Source organism: Candidatus Streptomyces philanthi, assembly GCF_059553635.1.
Genome location: NZ_JCANQV010000016.1, coordinates 1 through 21,525, shown reverse-complemented (window position 1 = coordinate 21,525; position 21,525 = coordinate 1). Strand labels below are relative to the sequence as shown.

At 72.0% G+C, this 21,525-nt stretch carries 21 protein-coding genes; 8 read left to right on the top strand and 13 right to left on the bottom strand.

Annotated features, from left to right (window positions below):
* Window positions 1-26: 26 nt before the first annotated feature.
* The 9 genes from AC51EU_RS04225 to AC51EU_RS04185 form a co-directional block, all read right to left on the bottom strand.
* The gene (locus tag AC51EU_RS04225; RefSeq protein WP_496265261.1) at window positions 27-1,643 is read right to left on the bottom strand and encodes an MFS transporter; all 1,617 of its coding nucleotides are present in this window, start codon (window positions 1,641-1,643) and stop codon (window positions 27-29) included.
* A gap of 80 nt (window positions 1,644-1,723) precedes the next feature.
* Complete coding sequence (locus AC51EU_RS04220; protein WP_496265260.1) at window positions 1,724-2,389, bottom strand: hydrolase; 666 nt, start codon at window positions 2,387-2,389, stop codon at window positions 1,724-1,726.
* Between the two features lie 62 nt (window positions 2,390-2,451).
* Entirely contained in the window at window positions 2,452-4,356 is a 1,905-nt protein-coding gene (locus AC51EU_RS04215) for an amidohydrolase (protein ID WP_496265259.1), read from the bottom strand.
* A gap of 457 nt (window positions 4,357-4,813) precedes the next feature.
* Complete coding sequence (locus AC51EU_RS04210) at window positions 4,814-5,209, bottom strand: GNAT family N-acetyltransferase (protein WP_496265258.1); 396 nt, start codon at window positions 5,207-5,209, stop codon at window positions 4,814-4,816.
* A 257-nt stretch (window positions 5,210-5,466) separates the two neighbouring features.
* Complete coding sequence (locus tag AC51EU_RS04205; protein WP_496265257.1) at window positions 5,467-6,141, bottom strand: response regulator; 675 nt, start codon at window positions 6,139-6,141, stop codon at window positions 5,467-5,469.
* Window positions 6,138-7,397, bottom strand: a complete 1,260-nt coding sequence (locus tag AC51EU_RS04200; RefSeq protein ID WP_496265256.1) for a sensor histidine kinase — start codon at window positions 7,395-7,397, stop codon at window positions 6,138-6,140. The genes AC51EU_RS04205 and AC51EU_RS04200 overlap by 4 nt, the downstream gene beginning before the upstream one ends.
* A 171-nt stretch (window positions 7,398-7,568) precedes the next feature.
* Window positions 7,569-7,838 carry a hypothetical protein gene (locus AC51EU_RS04195; protein WP_496265255.1) on the bottom strand — a complete coding sequence of 90 codons (270 nt, stop codon included), beginning with the start codon at window positions 7,836-7,838 and terminating at the stop codon, window positions 7,569-7,571.
* Window positions 7,839-7,923: 85 nt separating this feature from the next.
* Entirely contained in the window at window positions 7,924-9,108 is a 1,185-nt protein-coding gene (locus AC51EU_RS04190) for an SGNH/GDSL hydrolase family protein (protein WP_496265254.1), read from the bottom strand.
* A 48-nt stretch (window positions 9,109-9,156) separates the two neighbouring features.
* Complete coding sequence (locus AC51EU_RS04185) at window positions 9,157-9,729, bottom strand: TetR/AcrR family transcriptional regulator (RefSeq protein WP_496265253.1); 573 nt, start codon at window positions 9,727-9,729, stop codon at window positions 9,157-9,159.
* A gap of 177 nt (window positions 9,730-9,906) precedes the next feature.
* On the opposite strand from AC51EU_RS04185, the gene AC51EU_RS04180 reads away from it, so the two are divergent.
* Window positions 9,907-11,361, top strand: a complete 1,455-nt coding sequence (locus tag AC51EU_RS04180) for a glyceraldehyde-3-phosphate dehydrogenase (protein ID WP_496265252.1) — start codon at window positions 9,907-9,909, stop codon at window positions 11,359-11,361.
* Between the two features lie 120 nt (window positions 11,362-11,481).
* Here AC51EU_RS04180 and AC51EU_RS04175 read toward each other — a convergent pair whose 3' ends face one another.
* The 3 genes from AC51EU_RS04175 to AC51EU_RS04165 form a co-directional block, all read right to left on the bottom strand.
* A complete protein-coding gene (locus AC51EU_RS04175) occupies window positions 11,482-12,177 on the bottom strand; it encodes a hypothetical protein (protein ID WP_496265278.1) in 696 nt (231 codons plus the stop codon).
* A 110-nt stretch (window positions 12,178-12,287) separates the two neighbouring features.
* The gene (locus AC51EU_RS04170; protein ID WP_496265251.1) at window positions 12,288-13,649 is read right to left on the bottom strand and encodes a DUF6415 family natural product biosynthesis protein; all 1,362 of its coding nucleotides are present in this window, start codon (window positions 13,647-13,649) and stop codon (window positions 12,288-12,290) included.
* 57 nt (window positions 13,650-13,706) lie between these two features.
* Window positions 13,707-14,897: a helix-turn-helix domain-containing protein gene (locus tag AC51EU_RS04165; protein ID WP_496265250.1), complete on the bottom strand. Its 1,191-nt coding sequence runs from the start codon at window positions 14,895-14,897 to the stop codon at window positions 13,707-13,709.
* Between the two features lie 700 nt (window positions 14,898-15,597).
* Between AC51EU_RS04165 and AC51EU_RS04160 the strand changes: the two genes are divergently transcribed.
* The 6 genes from AC51EU_RS04160 (at window position 15,598) to AC51EU_RS04135 (ending at window position 20,661) form a co-directional block, all read left to right on the top strand.
* Window positions 15,598-16,236 (top strand): HD domain-containing protein, encoded by a 639-nt coding sequence (locus tag AC51EU_RS04160; protein ID WP_496265277.1) that lies wholly within the window; start codon window positions 15,598-15,600, stop codon window positions 16,234-16,236.
* A 302-nt stretch (window positions 16,237-16,538) separates the two neighbouring features.
* Window positions 16,539-16,970 (top strand): helix-turn-helix domain-containing protein, encoded by a 432-nt coding sequence (locus AC51EU_RS04155; protein WP_496265249.1) that lies wholly within the window; start codon window positions 16,539-16,541, stop codon window positions 16,968-16,970.
* The gene (locus AC51EU_RS04150) at window positions 16,967-17,806 is read left to right on the top strand and encodes an alpha/beta fold hydrolase (RefSeq protein WP_496265248.1); all 840 of its coding nucleotides are present in this window, start codon (window positions 16,967-16,969) and stop codon (window positions 17,804-17,806) included. The genes AC51EU_RS04155 and AC51EU_RS04150 overlap by 4 nt, the downstream gene beginning before the upstream one ends.
* Before the next feature lie 115 nt (window positions 17,807-17,921).
* On the top strand, window positions 17,922-18,191 hold the full coding sequence (locus AC51EU_RS04145; RefSeq protein ID WP_496265247.1) for a DUF6225 family protein: 270 nt from the start codon (window positions 17,922-17,924) through the stop codon (window positions 18,189-18,191).
* A gap of 86 nt (window positions 18,192-18,277) precedes the next feature.
* Entirely contained in the window at window positions 18,278-19,978 is a 1,701-nt protein-coding gene (locus AC51EU_RS04140) for a sensor histidine kinase (RefSeq protein ID WP_496265246.1), read from the top strand.
* Between the two features lie 29 nt (window positions 19,979-20,007).
* Window positions 20,008-20,661, top strand: a complete 654-nt coding sequence (locus AC51EU_RS04135; protein ID WP_496265245.1) for a response regulator — start codon at window positions 20,008-20,010, stop codon at window positions 20,659-20,661.
* A gap of 45 nt (window positions 20,662-20,706) precedes the next feature.
* Here the strand turns inward: AC51EU_RS04135 and AC51EU_RS04130 are convergent, their stop codons facing one another.
* Window positions 20,707-21,300 (bottom strand): TetR/AcrR family transcriptional regulator, encoded by a 594-nt coding sequence (locus AC51EU_RS04130; protein WP_496265244.1) that lies wholly within the window; start codon window positions 21,298-21,300, stop codon window positions 20,707-20,709.
* Between the two features lie 80 nt (window positions 21,301-21,380).
* On the opposite strand from AC51EU_RS04130, the gene AC51EU_RS04125 reads away from it, so the two are divergent.
* Window positions 21,381-21,525, top strand: a 145-nt coding sequence (locus AC51EU_RS04125) for an FAD-dependent oxidoreductase (RefSeq protein WP_496265276.1), incomplete at its 3' end; no start/stop codon positions are given.

The following is a 21,525-nucleotide window of genomic DNA, read 5'->3' as shown; positions in this document are numbered from 1 at the left end:
GGGCGTTCCGGGGGACGGCGTCGCGGTCAGGCACGGTCGTGGCTCCGGTCGTGGCTCCGGGCGGGGAGGAAGTGCGACACCTGGAAGGGCCGGGCCGCCAGGGACCGGGCGTACTCCTCGCTCTCCCGGTCGTGGCCGGTCAGCCGGCCGCCGTGCTGGCGCAGATGCTCCTCCCAGGACGGCACCAGGAACGTCTCCAGGTATCTGCCGGGGTCACCGCCGTCCTGGTAGAGGCTCCAGTCGAACGCTCCGGTGCGCAGCCGGGAGCGGCCCACGTCGTCCATCGCCGTGACGAAGGCACCGGCGCGGTCGGCGGGGACGCGGTACTCGACGGTCACCAGGACCGGGCCCTTCACCTCGGTGGGGTCCAGCACCATGACGGGCGCCGGCCAGTGCATCGACGGCGAACGGTCCAGCGAGGTGTCCGGCACCGCCAGCCGCACTCCGGCCAGGGACCCGGCGGCCAGGACCACCGCGGCCACCAGCAGCGTCGTCGCCAGGCCCACCGCGTCGGCGACCGCGCCCCACACGGCGGCGCCGACGGCCATCCCCCCTTGGAAGATCGTCAGATAGACGGCCAGCGCCCTCGCGCGGACCCACTCCGGCGCCGTGACCTGCATCTGCGCGTTGAGCGTGGACAGCACCCCCACCCACGAGACCCCGGCGACGACGAGGACGAGCGCCACGACCCACGGCACCCGCACCACCGCGAGCAGCGCCAGCGCCACGGCGAACAGGACCCCGCCCCCGGCCAGCGCGGCATTGCTCGACCAGCGCCCCCGCACCTTGGGCAGCAGGACCGCCCCGAGCACGGCCCCGACGCCGATCGCGCCGAGCAGCAGCCCGTACCCGCCCGCGCCCAGCCCCATCAGGTCCTTGGCCGCCACCGGCAGCAGCGCCCACAGGGCGGCCGCCGCCGGGACGAACAGCAGCGCGCGCCCCAGGATGCGGCGGATGCGGGGGGCGTGCCGGATGTAGCGGTGGCCGGCCCGCAGGGCCGGGAGCATCCGCTCGGGCGGTATCGGGGCGGGCGCGGTGGCCCGGTGCCAGGTGGCGAGGGCCGCCATCGTCGCCAGGAACGTGACCGCGTTGAGCGCGAAGACGGCGGCGGCGCCGAGCAGGGCCACCACCAGGCCGCCGAGAGCCGGGCCGACGGCCCGCGCCAGGTTCATGTTCACCCCGCTGAGGGTGGCGGCGGCCGGGATCTGGGCACGCGGTACGAGCTCGGGCTGGACCGCCTGCCAGGCGGGGGTCATCAGCGCGGTGCCGCAGCCGAGGAGGAAGGTCAGCGCCAGCACCCCGTACGCGGTGATGTGGCCGAGTGCGGTGAGGGCGGCGAGCAGGCCCGCGGTGGCGAGCATCATCGCCTGCGCGGCCAGCAGCAGGCGGCGCCGGTCGAGGACGTCGGCCAGGGCCCCGGCGGGGATGCCGAACAGGAGGATCGGCAGGCTGGCCGCGGTCTGCACCAGGGCGACCAGCCCGGCGGACCCCGACTCCTGGGTGATCAGCCACTGCGCGCCGACCGTCTGCATCCAGCCGCCGATGTTGGACACGAGCTGGGCCAGCCACAGGACGCGGAACACCCGCAGTCCCAGGGGCCGCCAGACCGATCCGGTGGCCGCGTCGTCCGCCGCTGCGTTCATCCGCCGCTTCCCTTCTGCGCTCCGGGCACGGAAAGGCGTCGCCGGCCGCCGGGCGGCGACCGGGTTCCGGCCGGTGGGGCTCAGCCCGCTCCGACCGACTGCGGGATCATCGCGTGGGCGTAGGCGACGCCGAGTCCGTAGGCGCCGGCGTGCTGCTGGACGACGTCCATGACGGCGTCGTAGGTGTCGGTGCGGGCCCAGTCGCGCTGCCATTCGAGCAGGGTGGTGAGCCAGGTGGTGGGGGTGATGCCGTGCCGGCTCATGCGCCGGACGGCGTTGTCGTGGGCGTCGTCGGACACCCCGCCGCAGGCGTCGGTGGGGACGTAGACGTCGTAGCCCTGTTCGGCGGCGGAGAGGGAGGCGAGGGCGATGCAGACCTCGGTCCACAGCCCCGCCATCACGATCTTGTGGCGCCCGGTGGCCTTGACGGCGTCGACGACCCGGGGGTCCTCCCAGCAGTTCATGGTGGTGCGGTCGATGGGCCGCACCCCGGGGAACTCGTCGGCCAGCGGGGCGAGCAGCGGACCGGAGAAAGTCTTGGCGGCGACGGTGGTGAGGACGACGGGGATGCCGAAGACCTTGGCGGCCTTGGCGAGGCCGACGGTGGCGTTGATGATCTGGCCGCGGTCGGCGCTGGTCGTGCCGAAGAACATCTGCGGCTGGTGGTCGACCATGACCACGACACTGTCCTGCGGGGTCAGCAGTGACGAGGCGGGGTCGGCCTTGGCGTTGCGGATGTCGGCCATGACGGTCTGCCTTTCCACGTGGGGTGACGACGCCGGCGGTGCCCAGGGCGGGGACCGGTGCGTCAGAGGACGAAGCAGGGGTCGAAGATCTCGGAGGCGCGGGTCCCGTCGTCGGCGAAGCCGCGGGTCAGCCGCCACTGGCGGTGCTCCTCGGACTCCGCGGCGGCGTCCATGACGGCCTGCGCCTGGCGGACCCCGGACGGCGGGTGGGGGAACATCGTGCGGTGGTAGCCGCCGTAGTGGGCGACCGGGCTCCACGACGGTTCGACGGCGGGCAGCGGCGCGGCCTGCCCCTCGAACTCGCCCGCCGCGTGGACGATCCTCCCGCCGACGACGGTCAGCAGCGACTCGATGTGGGAGATGTCCTCCGCCGGCACCGTGAAGTAGTCCTCGGACAGCACCGCCAGATCCGCGTAATGGCCCTGCCGGAGCCGCCCCTTGACCTGGGACTCGCCGGTGAGGGCGGCGCCCGCCGCGGTGTACATGTGCAGGGCCGTGGCCCGGTCGAGCCGGTTCTCCGGGGACGCCAGCGGGGTACCGCCGATGCTGCGCCCGCGCACCAGCCACTCCAGCGACAGCCAGGGGTTGTAGCTGGAGACGCGGGTGGCGTCGGTACCGGCGCCGACCAGCAGGCCCCGTTCCAGCATCCGGCGCAGGGGCGGCGCGTCACCGGTGCGGGCCTGCCCGTACCGGTCGCGGAAGGCACTGCCCTGGAACATCATCCGGTTCTGGACGGACAGGGCCCCGCCCATGGCCGCGATCCGGTCCAGACTGGCCTGGGACACCGTCTCGGCGTGGTCGAAGAACCAAGGGACGCCGCGGGGGAAACCGCCGTCGGCCGCGATCCTGTCGAAGACGTCGAGGTCGGCGCGGATGGTCTCCTCGTACGTGGCGTGCAGCCGGAAGCCCCAGCCGTTGTCGAGCAACAGGCGTACGGCCGCCTCCAGTTCCCGGTCGGCCCGCTCCGGGCGCAGCGGCCGGGGTTCGGTGAAGTTCTCGTAGTCGGCCGGGGACCAGGCGAGGTTCTCGCCGGCGCCGTTGAGACGCAGCCAGGCGTCACCGTCGCCGGGCCGTACGGTGTCGATCCACCGCCGCAGGTCGTCGAGTTCCTGCCCCGCGGTCTGCGGGAACAGGTGGTAGGCGATACGCAGCGTCAGAAGTCCCTGTTCCGCGAGCTTCCGCACGGCGGCGTAGTTCTCGGGGAAGTTCTGGAAGCCGCCGCCCGCGTCGATGGCACTGGTGAGACCGAGGCGGTTGAGTTCGTGGAGGAACCGGCGGGTGGAGCCGATCTGCTCCTCGTCGGCCAACCTGGGTCCCTTGGCGAGCGTGGAGTACAGCAGCCCGGCGGCGGGGGCGGCCAGCAGGACGCCGGTGGGTTCCCCCGAGTGGTCGCGGACGATCTGCCCTCCCGGGGGCGCCACGCTGTCCTTGGTGAACCCGACCGCCTTCAGCGCCGCCCGGTTGAGGAGCGCCGACTGGTACAGGTGCAGCACGAACACGGGGGTGTCCGGCGCCGCGGCGTTGAGTTCGGAGACGGTGGGCAGGCGCCGCTCGGCGAACTGCTCGCCGGTCCAGCCGCCCACCACCCGCACCCACTGCCCGTCGGGCGTGCGCTCGGCCTGCTCACGCAGCATCCACAGCGCCGTACGCAGCGACGGGACGCCGTCCCACCGCAGCTCCAGGAGGTAGTTGAGGCCGCCGCGGATGACGTGCAGATGGCTGTCGTTGAGGCCGGGGATCACCCGGCGGTTGAGGGCGTCGACGACCCGGGTGCGCGGTCCGACGAAGGGGGCGATGTCCCCGTCGTCACCGACGGCGGAGATACGGCCGCCGGTGACGGCGAGGGCGCAGGCCATGGGGCGCGCGGGGTCCCCGGTGTGGACGCGTCCGTTGCGCAGGACCAGGTCGGCCGGTTCGGCCGCGTCGGGGGAGACGGCGATACCGTCGACCGGCATGGTGTTGATCATGCGAACCCTCCAGGGACGGAACGGCGCGGGGGCCGGACGGGCCGGTGCCCCGGGTGCCCGTCCCCGTCGCCCGATGGCTCCGGCGTTCCCTCATGTCCCGCGGACCCGGTGACACCCACGGCGCTTCCCGGCACCGCGCCTGCCCGCCCCTGCCACGGCGCGGCCACCGTGACGGGGCCGTGCCAGCGGGGTCGGTCTCGGCCGGTCCCGCAGGACCACATCCCCCATAGTGCGAGATTAACGTCCTTCACGTGAACGGCCACCGGAACGTGACGGCACAAGGGAACGGCGCTGAAAATGCCGCGATCCCGGCCCTGTTGTCGTACGGGAAAAGACGGAGTACGCGGTCCCTGCCTTCGCACGGGGCGGAATTCCGCGACCGCGCGTGGCGTTCCCGTTACCCGTGACGGCACGTGGCGGTCATTTCACGGAGATTCCTCGGCCACGGAAAGACGGTTCACAGGGCGATCAGCCCCGCCGCCGTCTCCCGGAAACCGCAGGAATCGAGGTAGAACGGCCGCAGATGCTCCTCGAAGTCGACGTGAAGCCATGCGCAGCCCGCCGCGCGGGCCCCTTCGGCGGCCTTCGCGACCAGCGCGGCGCCGATTCCCCCGCCCCGGCACCGCCCCGCCACCACCGTGTCCAGGACGAAGGCGTGCCCTCCGCCGTCCCAGGCCACATTGACGAAACCGACCAGAGAACCGTCCTTGCGCGCGCAGACCCAGCCGAGACTGTGCCGCAGCAGCCGCGCCCGCCAATCCGTCCGAGCGGGCGGGGAGCCGAAACCCTCGGCATGCAGGGCGTTGAGGGAGGCGTTGTCGAATGCGCCCCGCCATTCATAGGTGATCGTCACGCCCCGATCGTAGGACCGCGCCGATACGCCCTCCACCGGAATGCGCCAGGGGCGGAAAACCCTCCCCGGAACGGGAATTGCCGGAAGCCGTACCCGTCCGCCCGCATCTCCGGACGTGTGGGCATGACCGTGGCATGAGAGGGCGTCACGGGGACCGGAAGCGACCTCCGCGGATACGTCCCCCAGCGTCACGTCCGGGCCCGGCCGCCCACGTCCCCCTGGGGAGCCGACCTCCGGCGCGGCTCTCCAGGGGGACCTCACCGGGCGGACGCCCCCGGTACCACCAGCCCGCTCTCGTACGCGAAGACCGCCGCCTGGGTGCGGTCGCGCAGCCCCAGTTTCTGGAGGATGCGGCCCATGTGCGTCTTGACCGTCTCCTCGGCGACGGTCAGTTCCCGGGCGATCTCCGCGTTGGACAGCCCCAGGGCGACCTGGGTGAGCACCTCGGTCTCGCGCGGGGTGAGCGCGTCGACCGTCACCCCCGGCCGGCGCCCGGGGACCGTCGTCACCCGGGCGAACTCGGCGATCAGCCGCCGGGTCAGATCGGGCGAGAGCAACGCCTCGCCCCGGGCCACGACCCGTACGGCGTCGGCGAGTTGACTCCCGGAGGAGTCCTTGAGCAGAAAGCCGGCGGCCCCGGCGCGCAGCGCCTCGTAGACGTATTCGTCCAGGTCGAAGGTGGTCAGCGCCAGGACGCGGGTGCGTGAACCGGGGCGTGCGGTGATCCGGCGGGTGGCCTCGATGCCGTCGAGGCCGGGCATGCGGATGTCCATGACGACGACGTCGGGGGCGAGTTCCGCGGTCCTGGCGACGGCCTCCTCGCCGTCCCCGGCCGTCGCGACGACCTCGATGCCGGGCTGGGCGCCGAGGAGGACCGAGAAGGCGTCGCGGATCATGGCCTGGTCGTCGGTGATCATCACGCGGATGGTCATGGGGCGGTGTCCTCGGCGGGCGTGGGAGCGGGCAGTACGGCGGTCACCTCGTAACCGCCGTCGGGCGTGGGACCCGCGACGAGATCGCCGTCGAACAGCGCCGCGCGCTCGCGCATCCCGGTCAGGCCGTGCCCGGAGCCGGGCGAGGGCGCGGCGGCGTGTGCCGCGAGGGTGTTGGTGACGCGCAGGCGCAGGGCGTCCTCACCGTAGCCGAGGTCGACGGACGCCCGGGCGCCGGGGGAGTGGCGCAGGGTGTTGCTCAGCGCCTCCTGGACGATGCGGTAGGCGGACAGTTCGACGCCGGGCGGCAGTGGACGCGGCACGCCGTCGACCCGGGTGGACACCGTGAGACCGGCGGCACGTACCTGGGCGACGAGCCGCTCCAGGTCGGCGAGCGACGGCTGCGGCACGGGGGCCTCGCGCCCGCCCTCGGGAGCGTCGGAGCGCAACAGTCCCAGCAGGCGCCGCAGTTCGACGAGACCTTCCTGTGCGGTGGCGCGGATGGACGCGAACTCGGCCGTCAGCTCCGGCGGCGTCCCCGGCACACGGTACGGGGCGGCGTCGGCCTGGATGGAGATCAGCGTCATCTGGTGGGCGACCACATCGTGCAGTTCCCGCGCGATCCGGGCGCGCTCCTCCAGGACGGTGCGCCGCGCCCGTTCCTGCGCGGTCGCCGCGCTCTGCGCCGTCAGCCGCGCCCGGTCCTCACGGCGCCCGCGCCCGACGGCCCCCGCCAGCAGCGCCACGGCGAGGAACCCGAGGCCGAAGCGGGTCGTGGTCCCCGCACCGACGGCGCAGCCCGCTGCCTTCAGGGCGAGCATCAGCCCGGCGCTGACGACGGTGGCCACCACGGCCGAGGACGTACGGACACGGAGGGCGAGCAGGAAGAGGACGCATGCCTGGGTGACCCACACCCAGGGCTGGTTGCCGGGCGTCGGCGGATGGACGGTCACGATCCCGGCGGCGAGGGCCGTCGCCAGCCACCATGCGGGCGCCGGCCGGCGCAGCGCCACCAGGAGGGTGGCCGCGTGGACGGCGGCCAGCAATCGGGCGGTGGGGTCCACGCCGGTGGAGGACAGGGCGCACGCCGTGAACACCACCACGGCATGGGGCAGCAGACGCAGCCGTCGGGGCCATGCCAGGGGCGGCAGCGGCCGGGAGCGTGGCGTGAGCAGATCCGCCCGCAGGGCGCGGAGCGCGGGAAGCGGGCCGGCCGCCGGGGCGGCGGCCCCGCACGGGCGGGCGTGGTCGGGCATCGGGAATCCTTCGGGCCGGGAGTCGGTCGGGCACTCCCGGCCCGAGGCTACGGCCCGGCCCCGGGGGCGGACGTCCCTCCGGGGAGCCGTTCTCGTCGTGGCTCTCCAGGGGGACACGGCCCGTCCCGGACCCTCGGCCCGGAGGGGCGCCCGGCCCGCGGCCGCGGGGGATCAATCCGGGTGGCGTACGGCCTTCTTCAGCGCCTGTTCGAGCTGGAAGCGGCCCTGGCCCGTGGCCTCGGCGTGGGCGGTGACGGCGTCCTGGACGGCGCGGGAGGCGGTGCGCCACCGGTCCCAGTGGGCCTGCCAGGTGGCGTGCTGTTCCTCGGTCCATCTGTCGCCGCCGGTCGGCCCGTACTCGGCCTGAAGTGCGCGAAGTGCCTCGTGTGCCGCTGTCGCGGCGCGTTCCAGTTCCATCAGATCATCGGAGAGATCAGCCACTGGCCGATTATAGGCGTACTGGCTGGAATTGTTCGTTCGGAGGTGGATTCGCGCGTTCCGTCCCGCCGCGGGCCGGAACCCGCTCTCAGGCGCCGCTGTCGGCGAAGGCCCCGCCCTCCGCGAAGGCCAGCCGGGCGAAGCGTTCGCCGACGCGGCGGTGGGTGGCGGCGTCCGGGTGGAGTCCGTCGGGCAGCGGCAGCTCGGCGAGGTCGGAGGTGCCGTAGAGGGCGCGGCCGTCCAGGTGGTGCAGGTGCGGGTCGTCCGCCGACCGCTGCGCCACGATCCGCGCCAGCTCGTCCCGGACGACGTTCAGCGTCAGCTTCCCGGCCGCGCGCTCCGCCGGATCGCCCATGGCGCGGAACCGCAGGCGTCCGGCGCCGAGGTCGCTGAAGTCCGGGGCCGTCGGGCCGGGCGTGTCCTCGTGCATCGGGCACAGCAGCGGGGAGACGACCAGCAGCGGCGCGGTGGGGTGGCCCTCGCGGAGGGTGTCGAGGAAGCCGTGGACGGCGGGGGTGAAGGCGCGCAGCCGCATCAGGTCGTGGTTGACCAGGCTCAGGCCGATCTTGACACTGATCAGGTCGGCGGGAGTGTCCCGCAGGGCGCGGGCGGTGAACGGGTCGAGCAGGGCGCTGCCGCCCAGCCCCAGATTGACCAGCTCCACGCCGCCGAGGGAGGCGGCGAGCGCGGGCCAGGTGGTGGTGGGGCTCGCGGCGTCGGAGCCCTGGCTGAGCGAACTGCCGTGGTGCAGCCACACCCTGCGCCCGTGGTCCGGCGCGGGCTCCACGGGCGCGTCGGTGCGCAGCGCGACGAGCTCGGCCGTCTCGTTGTGCGGCAGCCAGATCTCGATCTCCTTGACGCCGCCGGGCAGGCCGTCGAAGCGTACGGTGCCGACCGGGCCGGGCCGGTGCTCCGCGGTCCCGGTGGTCATGTCGAGGGTCAGGGTGCTGCCGCCGGGCACGCTGCCCTGCCCGGCCAGGCGGCCGTCGACGAGCAGGTCGTACACGCCGTCCGGGCGCGGCGGGGCGCCGACGTAGATCCGCTTGGTGGGCAGGGCGTCCAGCTCGACGGCGGTCGCGGCGGTCCGGAAGACCAGCCGTACGCCGGACGGCTGGGCCTCGGCCATGGCCAGCTGCCCGTCCGCGCACTGGGCGCGGGCCCGGGCGGGCAGCCGGTGCGGCAGCACCCCGTGCGCGGTGCGCTCCAGTTCCAGGGCGCCGCGCAGGAGGTTCTCGGTGATGGGGGTGGTGATCCAGTGGTGTGGGGTGCTCATCGCCTCAGCCTGGTGATTCGGGGTGGTGGGACGGGGCGTGCGCCGGGGTCAGGGCGCGGGCCAGTTCCGCAGCAGGGCGTCCAGCGCGTCGATGACGCGTGACCAGGTCTCCTCGGTATCGGGCGCGCTGTGGCTGAACCCGCCGGCGCTCTCCAGGTCGATGTAGCCGTGGAAGACGCTGCCGAGCAGCCGGACCGCGTGGGTGCGGTCCGGCTCCGCCAGGTCGTAGCCGCGCAGCACCGCCCGTGTCATCTGCGCGTGCCGGACCCCGGCGCTCGCGGCCGCCGTCCGCGGGTCGAGCCGGAACCGCGCGGCCTCGTACCGGCCGGGGTGCTCCCGGGCGTAGTCGCGGTAGACGTTCGCGAAGGCGGTCAGGGCGTCCTTGCCGGCCCGCCCGGCGAGGGCCGCGGCGGCCCGGTCGGCGAGTTCCTCCAGGGCGAGCAGGGCGATCCGGGTCTTGAGGTCGTGGGAGTTCTTCAGGTGCGAGTACAGGCTCGCGACCTTGACGTCGAAGCGGCGGGCGACCGCCGAGACCGTCACCTGGCCGAAGCCGACCTCGTCGGCCAGCTCCGCCCCCGCCCGGACCAGTCGCTCCGGGGTGAGCCCTACACGTGCGGCCATGACCTTCCCTTCCTCTGCCTGAAGAGATTATGCACATGCCTAAAAGGCTTAGGGAAGTGCGCGAGAGGGGTCCCGCCATCGAATCCATCGCCGCACCCGGCCCCGAGGGCACCACTTGAAAGGCCGAAGAGGCGAGGGGTTAGCATATGAGCGCCACCTAGCTCGAAAGAGATTCCTGTGACTGTCAATGAGGACTCGTTCACGAATTGGAAGCTCCGCGAGGAGATCGCGGAGTCGATGATCCCCGTCATCGGGAAGCTGCACCGGGAACGGGACGTCACCGTCCTGCTCCACAGCCGCTCCCTGGTGAACAAGTCGGTGGTCAGCATTCTCAAGACCCACCGGTTCGCCCGGCAGATCGCCGGCGCGGAGCTCTCGGTGACCGAGACCCTGCCCTTCCTCCAGGCGCTCACCACGCTCGACCTGGGCCCCTCCCAGATCGACATCGGCATGCTCGCCGCGACCTACAGGGCGGACGACCGCGGCCTGTCCGTCGCGGAGTTCACCGCCGAGGCCGTCGCCGGCGCGACCGGCGCCAACAAGACCGAGTGCGGCGAGGGACGCGACGTCGTCCTCTACGGCTTCGGGCGCATCGGCCGCCTCGTCGCCCGCCTGCTGATCGAGAAGGCCGGCTCCGGCAACGGCCTGCGGCTGCGCGCCATCGTGGTCCGCGGCGGCGGGGGCGGGGCCGCCGACGATCTCGTCAAGCGCGCCTCACTGCTGCGGCGCGACTCGATCCACGGCCAGTTCCAGGGCACGATCACCGTCGACGAGGAGAGCAGCACGATCCTCGCCAACGGCAACGCGATCAAGGTGATCTACGCCAACGACCCCAGCGAGGTCGACTACACGGCGTACGGCATCAAGGGCGCCATCCTCATCGACAACACCGGCAAGTGGCGCGACCGCGAGGGCCTGTCGAAGCACCTGCGGCCCGGCATCGACAAGGTCGTCCTCACCGCCCCCGGCAAGGGCGACGTCCCCAACATCGTCCACGGCGTCAACCACGAGACCATCAAGCCGGACGAGCAGATCCTGTCCTGCGCGTCCTGCACCACCAACGCGATCGTCCCGCCGCTGAAGGCGATGGCGGACGAGTACGGCGTGCTGCGCGGCCACGTGGAGACCGTCCACTCGTTCACCAACGACCAGAACCTGCTGGACAACTACCACAAGTCCGAGCGCCGCGGCCGCTCCGCGCCCCTCAACATGGTCATCACCGAGACCGGCGCCGCCTCCGCCGTCGCCAAGGCGCTGCCCGACCTCCAGGCGAAGATCACCGGCAGCTCGATCCGCGTCCCCGTCCCGGACGTCTCGATCGCGATCCTCAACCTCCAACTCGCCCGCGAGACCACCCGCGAAGAGGTCCTCGACCACCTCCGCGATGTGTCACTGACCTCCCCGCTCAAGCGCCAGATCGACTTCATCAGCGCCCCCGACGCGGTCTCCAGCGACTTCATCGGCTCGCGCCACGCCTCGATCGTCGACGCCGGCGCCACCAAGGTCGAGGGCGACAACGCGATCCTCTACCTCTGGTACGACAACGAGTTCGGCTACTCCTGCCAGGTCATCCGCGTCGTCCAGTACGTCTCCGGCGTGGAGTACCCGACGTACCCGGCACCGGTCGCCTGATCCGAGGGGCACCGCCCGGTTGTCGTGCGGGGGTGACCCGTTTCGGGCGTGAGTTGCGGAAATGCACAGTGCCCCGACGGTATTCCGTCGGGGCACTGTCGCTTCTACCAGGGCCTTGGGTCAGACGGTCACACCCCGGTGGTCGGCCCATGTCCGGGCGGCCGTGGCCATGGCCTTGAGCCAGGCCGCGTCGGGGTCGCGGTCCGCCGCGGCGCGGTGCATCCGGAAGGTGGCTGCGGCGAACACGTCGACGGCCTTCGGGTCCGCGTCCGTCCATGCCGTGCAGCCGGCCGCCCAGGCTTCGGCGGCCTCGGCCGTGTGGCCGGCCGAAATGAGCTGCACCACCAGACAGGCCGGGTCGATGAGCGCCGCCCCGCGGGTGGGCCACGACCAGTCCACGACCCTCGCGTCCTGGCCCGCTCCCGTGATCAGGAAATTGTCGGGGTTGATGTCGGTGTGGAGAAGTGCGTCGCCCTGGAGGAGGGCGGCGCTTGCCTCGTCCTCGGTGAAGCGGTGCCACCGGGTCTCCGGCCAGTTCCGGGCGACGGGCGGGAGATCCAGGTGCCCGATCCGGTCGACGGCCCGCACGACGGCCGGGAGGTCCGGGGAGTCCGGACCGAAGTCCGCTGCCCTACCGGGTGCGGCCGTGAACCCGAGCGCGGCCCATGCATCGTTCTCGGCGCACCATCGCAGCTCCGGGGAGAGCGGTTGCACGTGCGGGTTGATGAGCCGTTCCCGGGTGAGGGAGGCGCGGCGGCCGCCGGGGCGGTTGCGGATCGCCTTGACGAAGTACGGTCCGTTCTCGCACTCGACCATGGCGGTCACATCGGAACTGTGCCCCCTCGTGGAACGGATCTCGTGCTGGGCCCCGGTGTGAGGGCGTACGAGTGTCCAGAGTGTGTCAGGGTCAGGTGTGGTGATGGTGCTCAGCTCCTTGGGCTGCACGAGCTGCTGGGATACCCGGGGCTGCACTCACCGTCACCGACGGGGTCGCACGAGTCCCCCTCTTCGTCGTCACCGCCGCCGCCGACCGCACTGCGGACAGCCGCCTGGGCCTGGCGCATGGCGACGCCGGTGAGGATAGCGGCGAGCGGGGTGTCCCGGACGTTGCCCACGCTCAGCCGGCCGGAGAAGACACAGGGCGATACGTCCCCCGTGGGGCCGATGGCGGCGCGAGCGGTGCCGCACCGGCCGCACAGCCCGGTCATGTCGGGGACGGGGCCGGTGGCGCCCCTGCCGAAGGGGCGGACGTGGTCCACGTGGATGCGGTGGACGCCCAGGGCTTCCAGGTCTTTTCGGGTGTCGGTGGCGGGTCCTCCGGTGCGGTCGATGATCCCGACCCGCAGGGGGATGCGCAGCTCGACGGCCCGGACGATGTTCGCCCGGGTCCGGGCGTGGGTCCGGCGCCCGGTCATCGCGTCGTGCTCGGCGGCCCGGCCGGAGTAGTAGGAGGTGGCGAGGCTGAGCCCCTTGCGCTGGAAGACGGTCCAGCACTCCGCCGATACGTGCACCAGATTGCTGTAGACCTCGACGTTCAGACCGAGGGTCAGGGCGTGGTCCACCAAGACCGCGAAGTGCGGGTGGAGCGTCGGCTCACCGCCGATGAACTGGACGTCGCGGACGTCGTGGACGGCCGCCTGGTCCAGGACGCTGATCCAGTCCTCACGGGTCATGGTTCCGTGGGTGCCGGCCGGGCCGGACTCGTTGTAGCAGTGCGCGCAATGGAGTTGGCACTTCCGCGTGAGGTCCAGCCACAGGAGCCGGGTGGGCGTGGTGGCGGGTGCCTCGGTGGTCGGTGTCACTGTCTGCTCCTCTCGGTGGTGCACTGACGTGCTGACCGTGCTGTGCGGCCCGCCGCGGCCGGTGATGCCTTGTTGGCGGCAGGGGCGGGAGTCTCGGGGCCCGGAGGGGCCTGTCTGGGCAGGGGCGCGCTCCAGCAGCCATGCGCAGTCGTGGGCCAGGTCCATGACCTGTACGTGGCCGGGCAGGGCTCCGATGCCGAGGCCCCGCTCGGCCTGGCGCTCGATGGCGTCGAGGCGGTCGGTGTACAGGCGGCGGGCGTCGTCGGCCGGGAGCAGGCAGTCACCCACCTTCCGGGCGTACGGCAGCAGCAGCGTGATGTGCCCACGCAGCAGGTGTTCGAGGGTGGCGAGCGCGTCGATGGTCAGGGGCATGTGCAGCAGCCCGTGAGCCTGGTCGATTGCGTGCTGAACCGCGGCCGTATCGATCGGAGGGGCGGGAACCTTGGACGTCCCTACCGGCTGCTTGCTTGCATGCTCGGTATCCATGGGACGACCGTATGGCGGCAGGAACAGGAGAGGGGACACAGTTTGTGTCCCCTCGTCTTACGCTGCCAGTAGCCCGATTTTCGTTGCCAGTTCGGATGCGCGGCGGCGCCGGTTCGGTGCCTTGGTCTCTGTCTCTTCCAGAATGATGCGTCGCGCGTACCCGTTGTAACGGATGGTCTCCGGTGCTGCTTCATACGCTTGCGCGAGTGTCGCCAGCGCGACATCAGGCTGGCCGTCGAGCTGGTACCCGCGGGCCTGTTCGATGCGATGCCGGGCCCGCCGCGGTCGCGACGGAATCGTAGTGGCCTCGGCGCGCGCCGCCTGACGCACGGACTCAGTGCCCGCGTGCAGCTCGACGGCGATCGTCACCGCGTGCGCACCCAGGATGGCGCGCGAAAAGCTGGTCATGGGGTGGTAGTAGTCCTCAGGAAGTGACTGCGCCATCTCGTGGGCCAAGTCCCAGTGGCGCCAAGCTGTCCCGGTCTCGCCGCGTCGAGCTGCGGTATAGCCGACTTCGAACTGTAGGGCTCCGGCGATGGCGCGAACGTCATCGCTCGCGTCGTTGAGCAGCGGCTCAAGGTGGCGCAACGCGGCAAGGTTCACATCGTCGGCCGCGTCGTAGTGGTTCGGCCCGGCGTCACGGTGGGCTTGCCCGGTCAGCCACGCGGCTACGCCGATGGCGTGCGGGTCCTCCGACTCCTGCGCAGCCACGATGCCTCGTTCGGCCACGCGCCACAGGAGCGCTGCATCGGGCTGGTAGGCAAGGAAGAACTGACTCAGGCTGTACACCTCGGAAAGAGCGGCTTGCGCCGAACGGCGCTCGGCACCCGACTCCGTGTGCCGCACCGCCAGTTGCGCATCCGTGATCAGATCGGGCAGCAAGGCGCCGATCACGTCTCGGTGATTCGGTGAAGAGTGCCGGGCCGCCCATGCTCGGGACAGGCGGGCCTGAATGTGAGCGGTTGACGGGGCGTGCTCCGACGAGTCAATCGGGAACCGGTTCACTGCCGCGGCAACTGCTGGGAGCCGCTGGTGTCCAGGCCCGGAAAAGAGATCAACTGGCATCTTGTGGCCAGTGAGTTCAGCGAGGTTCCGAACACGCAACGCCTCGGCGATACGGAGGATCATGTCCAGGCCAGGCGTTTGGAGTTGACCGTTCTCCACTCGTTTCACCCAGGACGGAGACATGCCGACCAGACCACCTAGAACCGTCCTCGATATGCCTCGACGTTGCCGCAGGATCTGCATTCTCTGTCCGAACACCAGCGGAGCGGCGTACGGGTCGGGGGGAGCATCTTCAGTAGACACGGCCTTGCCCCTCTCTGAACGGCTCGACACTGTCAGAGTATGGGCAGGGTCATTTTCGTGCTTGCCGTCTTCTTCCGGAGACGGCAGGCGGTGGTGTTGGTGGAAGTGAAGGAAAACCGCGCCCTACGGAAGTAAAGTGCCTGGTCACGAAGTCTCGTCCCCGCGCCTGCGGGGGTGTTCCCGACGTCTCCGTGCCGTCCGTCTTCCAGTACCGCTCGTCCCCGCGCCTGCGGGGGTGTTCCTACCCGACGCACGGCGACACGAGCTGTGGGAGCCTCGTCCCCGCGCCTGCGGGGGTGTTCCCATTGCTCCCGGCCCCATGTCCGGAGAGCTGGACTCTTCCCCGCACCCGCGGGGGAACGACGAAGCCGCCCCCGCCCCGGCGTGCAGCTGGGGCGCGGACGTCGTCACGCTTCCGCCGCCGGAGACCGGCACCGTCTCGTACGGGCGTCCGACGCCGCCCCCCTGGTGCAGCACCTCTCAGGGATCGCAGGCGTCGGGCAGCGTCCCCCGCTCGAAAACCGCGAACGCCCAGCGCGTCATGCCCCGACCCGCGCCCCCGCCGCAGGCGGCATGGCGCCACAGCGCCGGGCGGGAGACGCTGGTGAGGAGGACCGGCCGAGTGAGGAAGGTGCTGGTGATGGGTGAAGTGGTAGCCGGTGTGGAGATTCCGGACACCGCGCTGGTGCGGGAGGCCACCGAGTTGGTGCGGGAGGCCGCGCCGCCGTTGTTGTTCGATCACTCTCGGCGGGTGTTTCTGTTCGGGGCGCTCCGTGGCCGGGAGCAGGGGTTGGAGTTCGACCCCGAGTTGCTGTACGTCGGTGCGATGTTCCATGACCTGGGGCTGACCAAGAGGTTCCGGCGTACGGACCAGCGGTTCGAGATCGATGGTGCTGACGAGGCCCGTCGGTTCCTGCGGGGCCATGGCATCACCGGTGAGGCGGCCGAGCGGGTCTGGACGAGTATCGCGTTGCACACCACGCCCGAGATCCCGTTGCACATGGCGCCCGAGATCGCCCTGGTCACGCGTGGGGTGGAGCTGGATGTGCTGGGGATCGGTTACCACGCGGTGTCCGATGGGCAGCGTGCCGCCGTGGTCGCGGCGCATCCCCGGCCGGACTTCAAGAACCGGATACTCGCCGCGTTCACCGAAGGCGTCAAGGACCGCCCGCGGACGACCTTCGGCAACGTCAAGGCGGATGTGCTGGCCCACTACGTCCCCGGTTTTGTACGCGGTGACTTCGTGGAGGTCATCAAGGGGTCCGACTGGCCGGAATGAAGGCGGGGGAGGACCGCGGGCGGCCGGTGATCGAGGACCCGGGAAGCGTGTATGATCATCTGTGTAACTCCGGTGCACGACACGGGAGTCGCGCGTCTGTGGTCCAAGGAAAGACGCCCACCTGCCGGTGGGAAATGTAGGTGCAAGGCCTGCCGGGCGCTCCAGAGAAGGGCCCCGTACTCGACGAGTACGGGGCCCTTCGTCGTTCCCGGGTGCCGTCCGGCCGGCGTCTCCCGTACATTCCCCTTCCTTCCTTAAAAGCCCCTATCGCTCCCTCCGAGGAGGGAAGATAAGGTATGTTCATGAGTGATCGCTTCTACTCCGTGGAACAAGTCGCCGAGCATCTGGGGCTGCACGTCCGCACCATCCGTAACTACGTGCGGGACGGGCGGCTCTCCGCGGTCCGTATCGGCAAGCAGTACCGGATCGCGCACGAGGACCTGGAAGCGTTCACCGGCCGTCCGGTGCCCGTGACCGCGGACGGCGCGGGCGAGCGGCGGCGGCACACCGAGGTGTCGAGCATCGTGGAGATCGACGCGGTCGACGCGGAGACGGCCGACCGGCTGAGCACCCTCCTGGTGAGCGCCGCCGCCCATCGGGGTCCCGGCGACGGGGTCCTGCGTATCCAGACGGTCTACGACCGGGAGCGGGCCCGGATGAAGGTCGTCGTTCTGGGGGGCCTGGCCGACACGGCCCGGCTGTTCGACTACATGGAGGGGGTACTCGCGTCATGAGCGCGATCTACCGGTCCGAGGCCGGTGCGAGGGAACTGGAGAGGCACTACCGCGAGGCGCTGCGCACCTGGCCGGTTCCCGCGGAGCAGGTGCGGATACCGACCCGCGAGGGGGAGACCTTCGTCGTCGTGTGCGGCCCCGAGGACGCGCCGCCCGTGGTACTGCTGCACGGCGCGGGGGCGAACGCGACGACATGGTGGGACGACATCGCCTCCTGGTCACGGCATTTCCGTACTTACGCCGTCGACCTCATCGGTGAGCCGGGACTGAGCGCGCCGTCCCGCCCGCCCCTGTCCTCCGACGCCTACGCGGTGTGGCTGGACGAGGTGATGGCGGGGCTCGGGCTCACCAGTGCCGCGTTCGTCGGGATGTCGCTCGGCGGCTGGACGGCGCTGGACTACGCGATCCGCCGACCGGGACGGGTGAACCGGCTGGCCCTGATGTGCCCTGCCGGGGTGGGCAGGCAGAAGTCGGGATGGCTGGTGAAGGGCCTGGTCCTGCGGCTGTTCGGACGCGGGGGACTGCGCCGGTCGGCGCGCCTGGTCACGGGCCTCGACGCGGCGGAGACCGAGCGCGCCCTCGACCATCTGGAGCTGACCTTCACGCACTTCGTCCCGCGAAGGGAGCGGCTGCCCATCTTTCCCGACGAGGCGCTGCGCCGTCTGACCATGCCCCTGCTGGTGATCGTCGGTGGCCGTGACGTCATGTTCGACTCCCGGGGCACGGCCCGCCGGGTGCGCCGGTGCGTGCCGCACGCGACCGTCGACCTGCTGCCCGAGGTGGGGCACGCGATCCTCGGGCAGACCGCGACCGTTCAGGAGTTCCTGCGCGCCTGACCGGGCGGTACGGAGGGCGGCCGGGTACCCCGTCCGGTCGCTCGATCCCGGTGTGCGGGCAGGTGGTCCGGCGCGGTGCCGTCGCGCGGCGCGGGGCCGCGTATACCGTCGCCCCATGGCTGACACCTTCGAGCACGCCCCGCGGGTGTGGACCGCGGGCCGTCTGCGGGACGCGCTGCGGACGCTCCCCGATGACACCCCCCTTCACATCGGTGTCGCGGACGGTCCCGGCGACTTCGACGGGTACGGCGAGTACGCCCTGGTCGCCCTCGAACCCGTCGAGAAGGACCGCGAGACCGACGACGCCGTTCCCGCGGGCACCGTCGTGGAGTACACCCTCTTCGCGGACTACAAGGCCGGTCTGTACCACTACGACCCCGTCTGACCCACCCTCCGCGCACGACTTTCGTCGCCCCGTCGCACGACCTTCGGTGAGCGCCCCCGCCCGTCGGGGGCGCCTAGGGTGACAGGGTGAATGCGACATCGTGGGCCCGTGAGGCATGGCGGCGGTTGACGGACCCCCGGGAATGGCCCCGCCGGCGGGTGGCCGGTGAGGCCGCCCTCGTGATGATCCTCTCCCTGACCGTGGCCGGTCTGGAGGACCTGGGCGGAGCGGGACCGCTCCGGATCGTCGCGGTCGCCCTGGCCGTGGCCGTCCTGCTGCTCCTGCGCCGGGCCCTGCCCGCGCCGGTGCTGGTCGCCGCCGGTGCGCTGGCCGGCGTCACGGCGGGCGGCGATCTGGCGCTGATGGCGGTCGCCTGGTCCGCGGGCCGCAGGATCGGCGGTGTGCTGCGCGCCCTCACGGCGTTCGCCCTGGCGTTCCTCCTCCACATGGGGCTCACCCTGTCGGCGTGGCCGCATCCCACGCCCCGGACGGTACTGTTCTCCGCGCCGTTCTTCCTGATGATCTCCGTCGTCCCCGGGCTGGCCGGACGCTACTGGACGCAGCGCCGCACCCTGCTGCGGACCCTGCGCGACCGCAACGCCCAACTGCTGCGCGAACGCCGCATGATCGCCGGTCAGGCCCGGATGCGGGAGCGGCAGCGCATCGCGCAGGACATGCACGACAGCCTCGGTCACCGGCTCGCCCTGATCACCGTGCACACCGGGGCCCTGGAGGTCGACCGCGAACTGACCGCGCGGCAGCGCGAAGTGGTCGGTGTGCTCCGTGAGGCGTCGGTGGCCGCGATGCACGAGCTGCGCGAGGTGGTCGGTCTCCTCCGGGACGGTACGGCGGACACCGACGCCGCCGAGGCGCAGCCCGTCTCCCGGGCGGTGGCCGCCGTCGAGGAGCTGACCGCTTCGGCGGCCGCCGCCGGGATGCCCGTACGCCTGGAGCACTCGGGGGCGCCGCGTCCGCTGGCCCCCGCCGCCGACCACGCCGGGTTCCGCATCGTCCAGGAGGGGCTGACCAACGCCTACAAGCACGCCCCGGGCGCCGCGATCACCGTCGCACTGCGGTGGGAGCCGGACTCCCTGGTCGTCGAGGTGGCCAACGGGCCCGCACCCCACAGGGCCGACGGCGAGGCGAACGCGCCGGTCAGCGGGGGACAGGGGCTGACCGGGCTGCGCGAGCGCGCCCGGCTCGTCGGCGGGATGGTCCACTCCGGGGCCACCGAGGACGGCGGTTTCCGGCTGGCCGGTGTCCTCCCGTACGCCTCGTCGGAGGCCCGGACGGCGACCATCGTCGAAGCGGAGGACAACTTTCGGGGGCAGAACGGGGCGCACGCCTCCGGGGAGGGTGGGCCCGTCATCGACCGGCAGCACCCCCGCGAGGAGTTCTGGGACATCGTGAGTACGAGGAAGAGCAACGGCTGGCTGGTGGGGTGCGCGGTCGGGGCGGTCGCGCTGGTCGTGCTGGGGGCGCTGGTACTCGGCGTGGGCAAGAAGCTCGTCGGCGAGGTGAACCGCGGCATGATCTCCCCCCAGGAGTACGCCGCGGTCCGTGTGGGCGAGGCGGAGAAGCGGGTGCGCGGGGAGCTGCCGTCGGGGAAGTCCGTCCTCACCGAGGACCTCAAGGGCAAGGGCCCCGCCGCGCCGGCCGGTGCCGACTGCCTGACACTGCTGTCCACGGACGCCTCGAAGGGCCTGAACACGGACACGGTTTACCGATTTTGCTTCCAGGACGGGAAACTGGTCGAGAAGCGGGAGTTCGACGTCCGGAACCCGTAGCCGTCAGGCACCGCACCACAGGAGACCAGGTGATCCGCGTCCTCATCGCCGACGACGAGCCGCTCATCCGGGCCGGCATCCGCATGATCCTCACCTCCGCCGACGACATCGAGGTCGTGGCCGAGGCGGCCGACGGACACGAGGCGGTCGAACTCGCCCGGCGGCACCGGGTCGACGTCGCGCTGCTCGACATCCGGATGCCGCACCTGGACGGTCTGGCCGCCCTCGCCGAACTGGGTCGCACCACTCCGGACGTCCGGGTGCTCATCCTCACCACCTTCGGCGAACGGGACAACGTCCTGCGGGCCCTGCGCCAGGGCGGCGCCGGATTCCTGCTCAAGGACTCCGCGCCGGGCGAACTGATCGGCGCGGTGCGCGCGGCGGCCGCCGGGGACGCCTATCTCTCCCCGGCCGCCACCCGCCATGTCGCCGACTCGCTCGCCGCCGGCCCCGCCGCCACCCGCGGCGAGGAGGCCCGTCGCAGGGTCGCCGCCCTCACCGGACGCGAACGCGAGGTGCTGGCCCTGCTCGGCGAGGGCCTGTCCAACGCCGACGCCGGCCGCCGCCTCCACATGAGCGAGGCCACGGTGAAGACCTACGTCAGCCGGATCCTCGCCAAGCTGGAGTGCGAGAACCGTGTCCAGGCCGCACTGCTCGCCCGCGACGCGGGTCTGGAGGGCTGACGGGCAGGGTCTGCAGCGAAAGTCCCGTCCGTTGCGCGGTAACTCCTAGCCTTCGCTCTCCGCCAGCGCGGCATCGATCATCCGCCGGGCGGCGGAGGCCAGTTCGGTGGGGTCCGGGGTGGGGCGGGAGTGGGCGAGGGCGCCGGCCAGACGGTCGTAGAGGAGTCCGTCGGTCCAGGCCACCAGCAGTTCGGCGGCCTCCTCGGGGCGTGGTGCGCCGAGTTGGGCGAGGAGGGCGGCGGCCCGGGTGCGGACGACCTGTCCCGCACGGTGGAGCTCCGGTGCGAGGGCGGGGGTGCGGGCGGCCTCCAGGCTCAGTTCGAAGCGGGCCAGTTGGCGTGCGCGGTCCGTCGTCAGCCAGCGGTGCAGCAGGTCCGCCAGGGCCGCCGCTGCCGCATCGCGGTCCGGGGCCGGGGTGTTGAGGGCGAAGTCGCCGAGGTCGAGTGCGGCCAGCCGCTGGTAGCAGGCGCCGATCAGTGCCGTCCGCGTACGGAAGTAGTACGAGGTGCTGCCCGCGGGCAGTCCGGCGGCGCCGTCGACCGCGCGATGGGTCAGGCCCCGGAGTCCGGCGGTGGCCACGAGGTGGATCGCGGTGTCCGCGATGAGCGTTCTGCGGTCCGGTGAGGAGGGGGTCGGCATACGGATCACTCTACAGCTGTAGAGTGACGCTCATGGAACCTCTACGGGTGTAGAGGGTGGCTGAGCGGGAGGGGTACGTCATGCCGGAATCCGGGCGTCATGCGGTCGTGGTGGGGGCGGGGGTCGGCGGGCTCACCGCGGCCGTGGCACTGCACCGCCGCGGCTGGCGGGTCACCGTGTGCGAGCGCGCCCCGGGGCCGTCCGCCGCCGGGGCCGGGATCGTCC

Excerpts from the sequence above, each read along its gene's own strand:
- AC51EU_RS04225 (WP_496265261.1), bottom strand. The coding sequence starts at position 1,643 with ATGAACGCAGCGGCGGACGACGCGGCCACCGGATCGGTCTGGCGGCCC.
- AC51EU_RS04220 (WP_496265260.1), bottom strand. The coding sequence starts at position 2,389 with ATGGCCGACATCCGCAACGCCAAGGCCGACCCCGCCTCGTCACTGCTG.
- AC51EU_RS04215 (WP_496265259.1), bottom strand. The coding sequence starts at position 4,356 with ATGATCAACACCATGCCGGTCGACGGTATCGCCGTCTCCCCCGACGCG.
- AC51EU_RS04205 (WP_496265257.1), bottom strand. The coding sequence starts at position 6,141 with ATGACCATCCGCGTGATGATCACCGACGACCAGGCCATGATCCGCGAC.
- AC51EU_RS04200 (WP_496265256.1), bottom strand. The coding sequence starts at position 7,397 with ATGCCCGACCACGCCCGCCCGTGCGGGGCCGCCGCCCCGGCGGCCGGC.
- AC51EU_RS04190 (WP_496265254.1), bottom strand. The coding sequence starts at position 9,108 with ATGAGCACCCCACACCACTGGATCACCACCCCCATCACCGAGAACCTC.
- AC51EU_RS04185 (WP_496265253.1), bottom strand. The coding sequence starts at position 9,729 with ATGGCCGCACGTGTAGGGCTCACCCCGGAGCGACTGGTCCGGGCGGGG.
- AC51EU_RS04175 (WP_496265278.1), bottom strand. The coding sequence starts at position 12,177 with ATGGTCGAGTGCGAGAACGGACCGTACTTCGTCAAGGCGATCCGCAAC.
- AC51EU_RS04170 (WP_496265251.1), bottom strand. The coding sequence starts at position 13,649 with ATGGATACCGAGCATGCAAGCAAGCAGCCGGTAGGGACGTCCAAGGTT.
- AC51EU_RS04165 (WP_496265250.1), bottom strand. The coding sequence starts at position 14,897 with ATGCAGATCCTGCGGCAACGTCGAGGCATATCGAGGACGGTTCTAGGT.
- AC51EU_RS04160 (WP_496265277.1), top strand. The coding sequence starts at position 15,598 with ATGGGTGAAGTGGTAGCCGGTGTGGAGATTCCGGACACCGCGCTGGTG.
- AC51EU_RS04155 (WP_496265249.1), top strand. The coding sequence starts at position 16,539 with ATGAGTGATCGCTTCTACTCCGTGGAACAAGTCGCCGAGCATCTGGGG.
- AC51EU_RS04150 (WP_496265248.1), top strand. The coding sequence starts at position 16,967 with ATGAGCGCGATCTACCGGTCCGAGGCCGGTGCGAGGGAACTGGAGAGG.
- AC51EU_RS04145 (WP_496265247.1), top strand. The coding sequence starts at position 17,922 with ATGGCTGACACCTTCGAGCACGCCCCGCGGGTGTGGACCGCGGGCCGT.
- AC51EU_RS04130 (WP_496265244.1), bottom strand. The coding sequence starts at position 21,300 with ATGCCGACCCCCTCCTCACCGGACCGCAGAACGCTCATCGCGGACACC.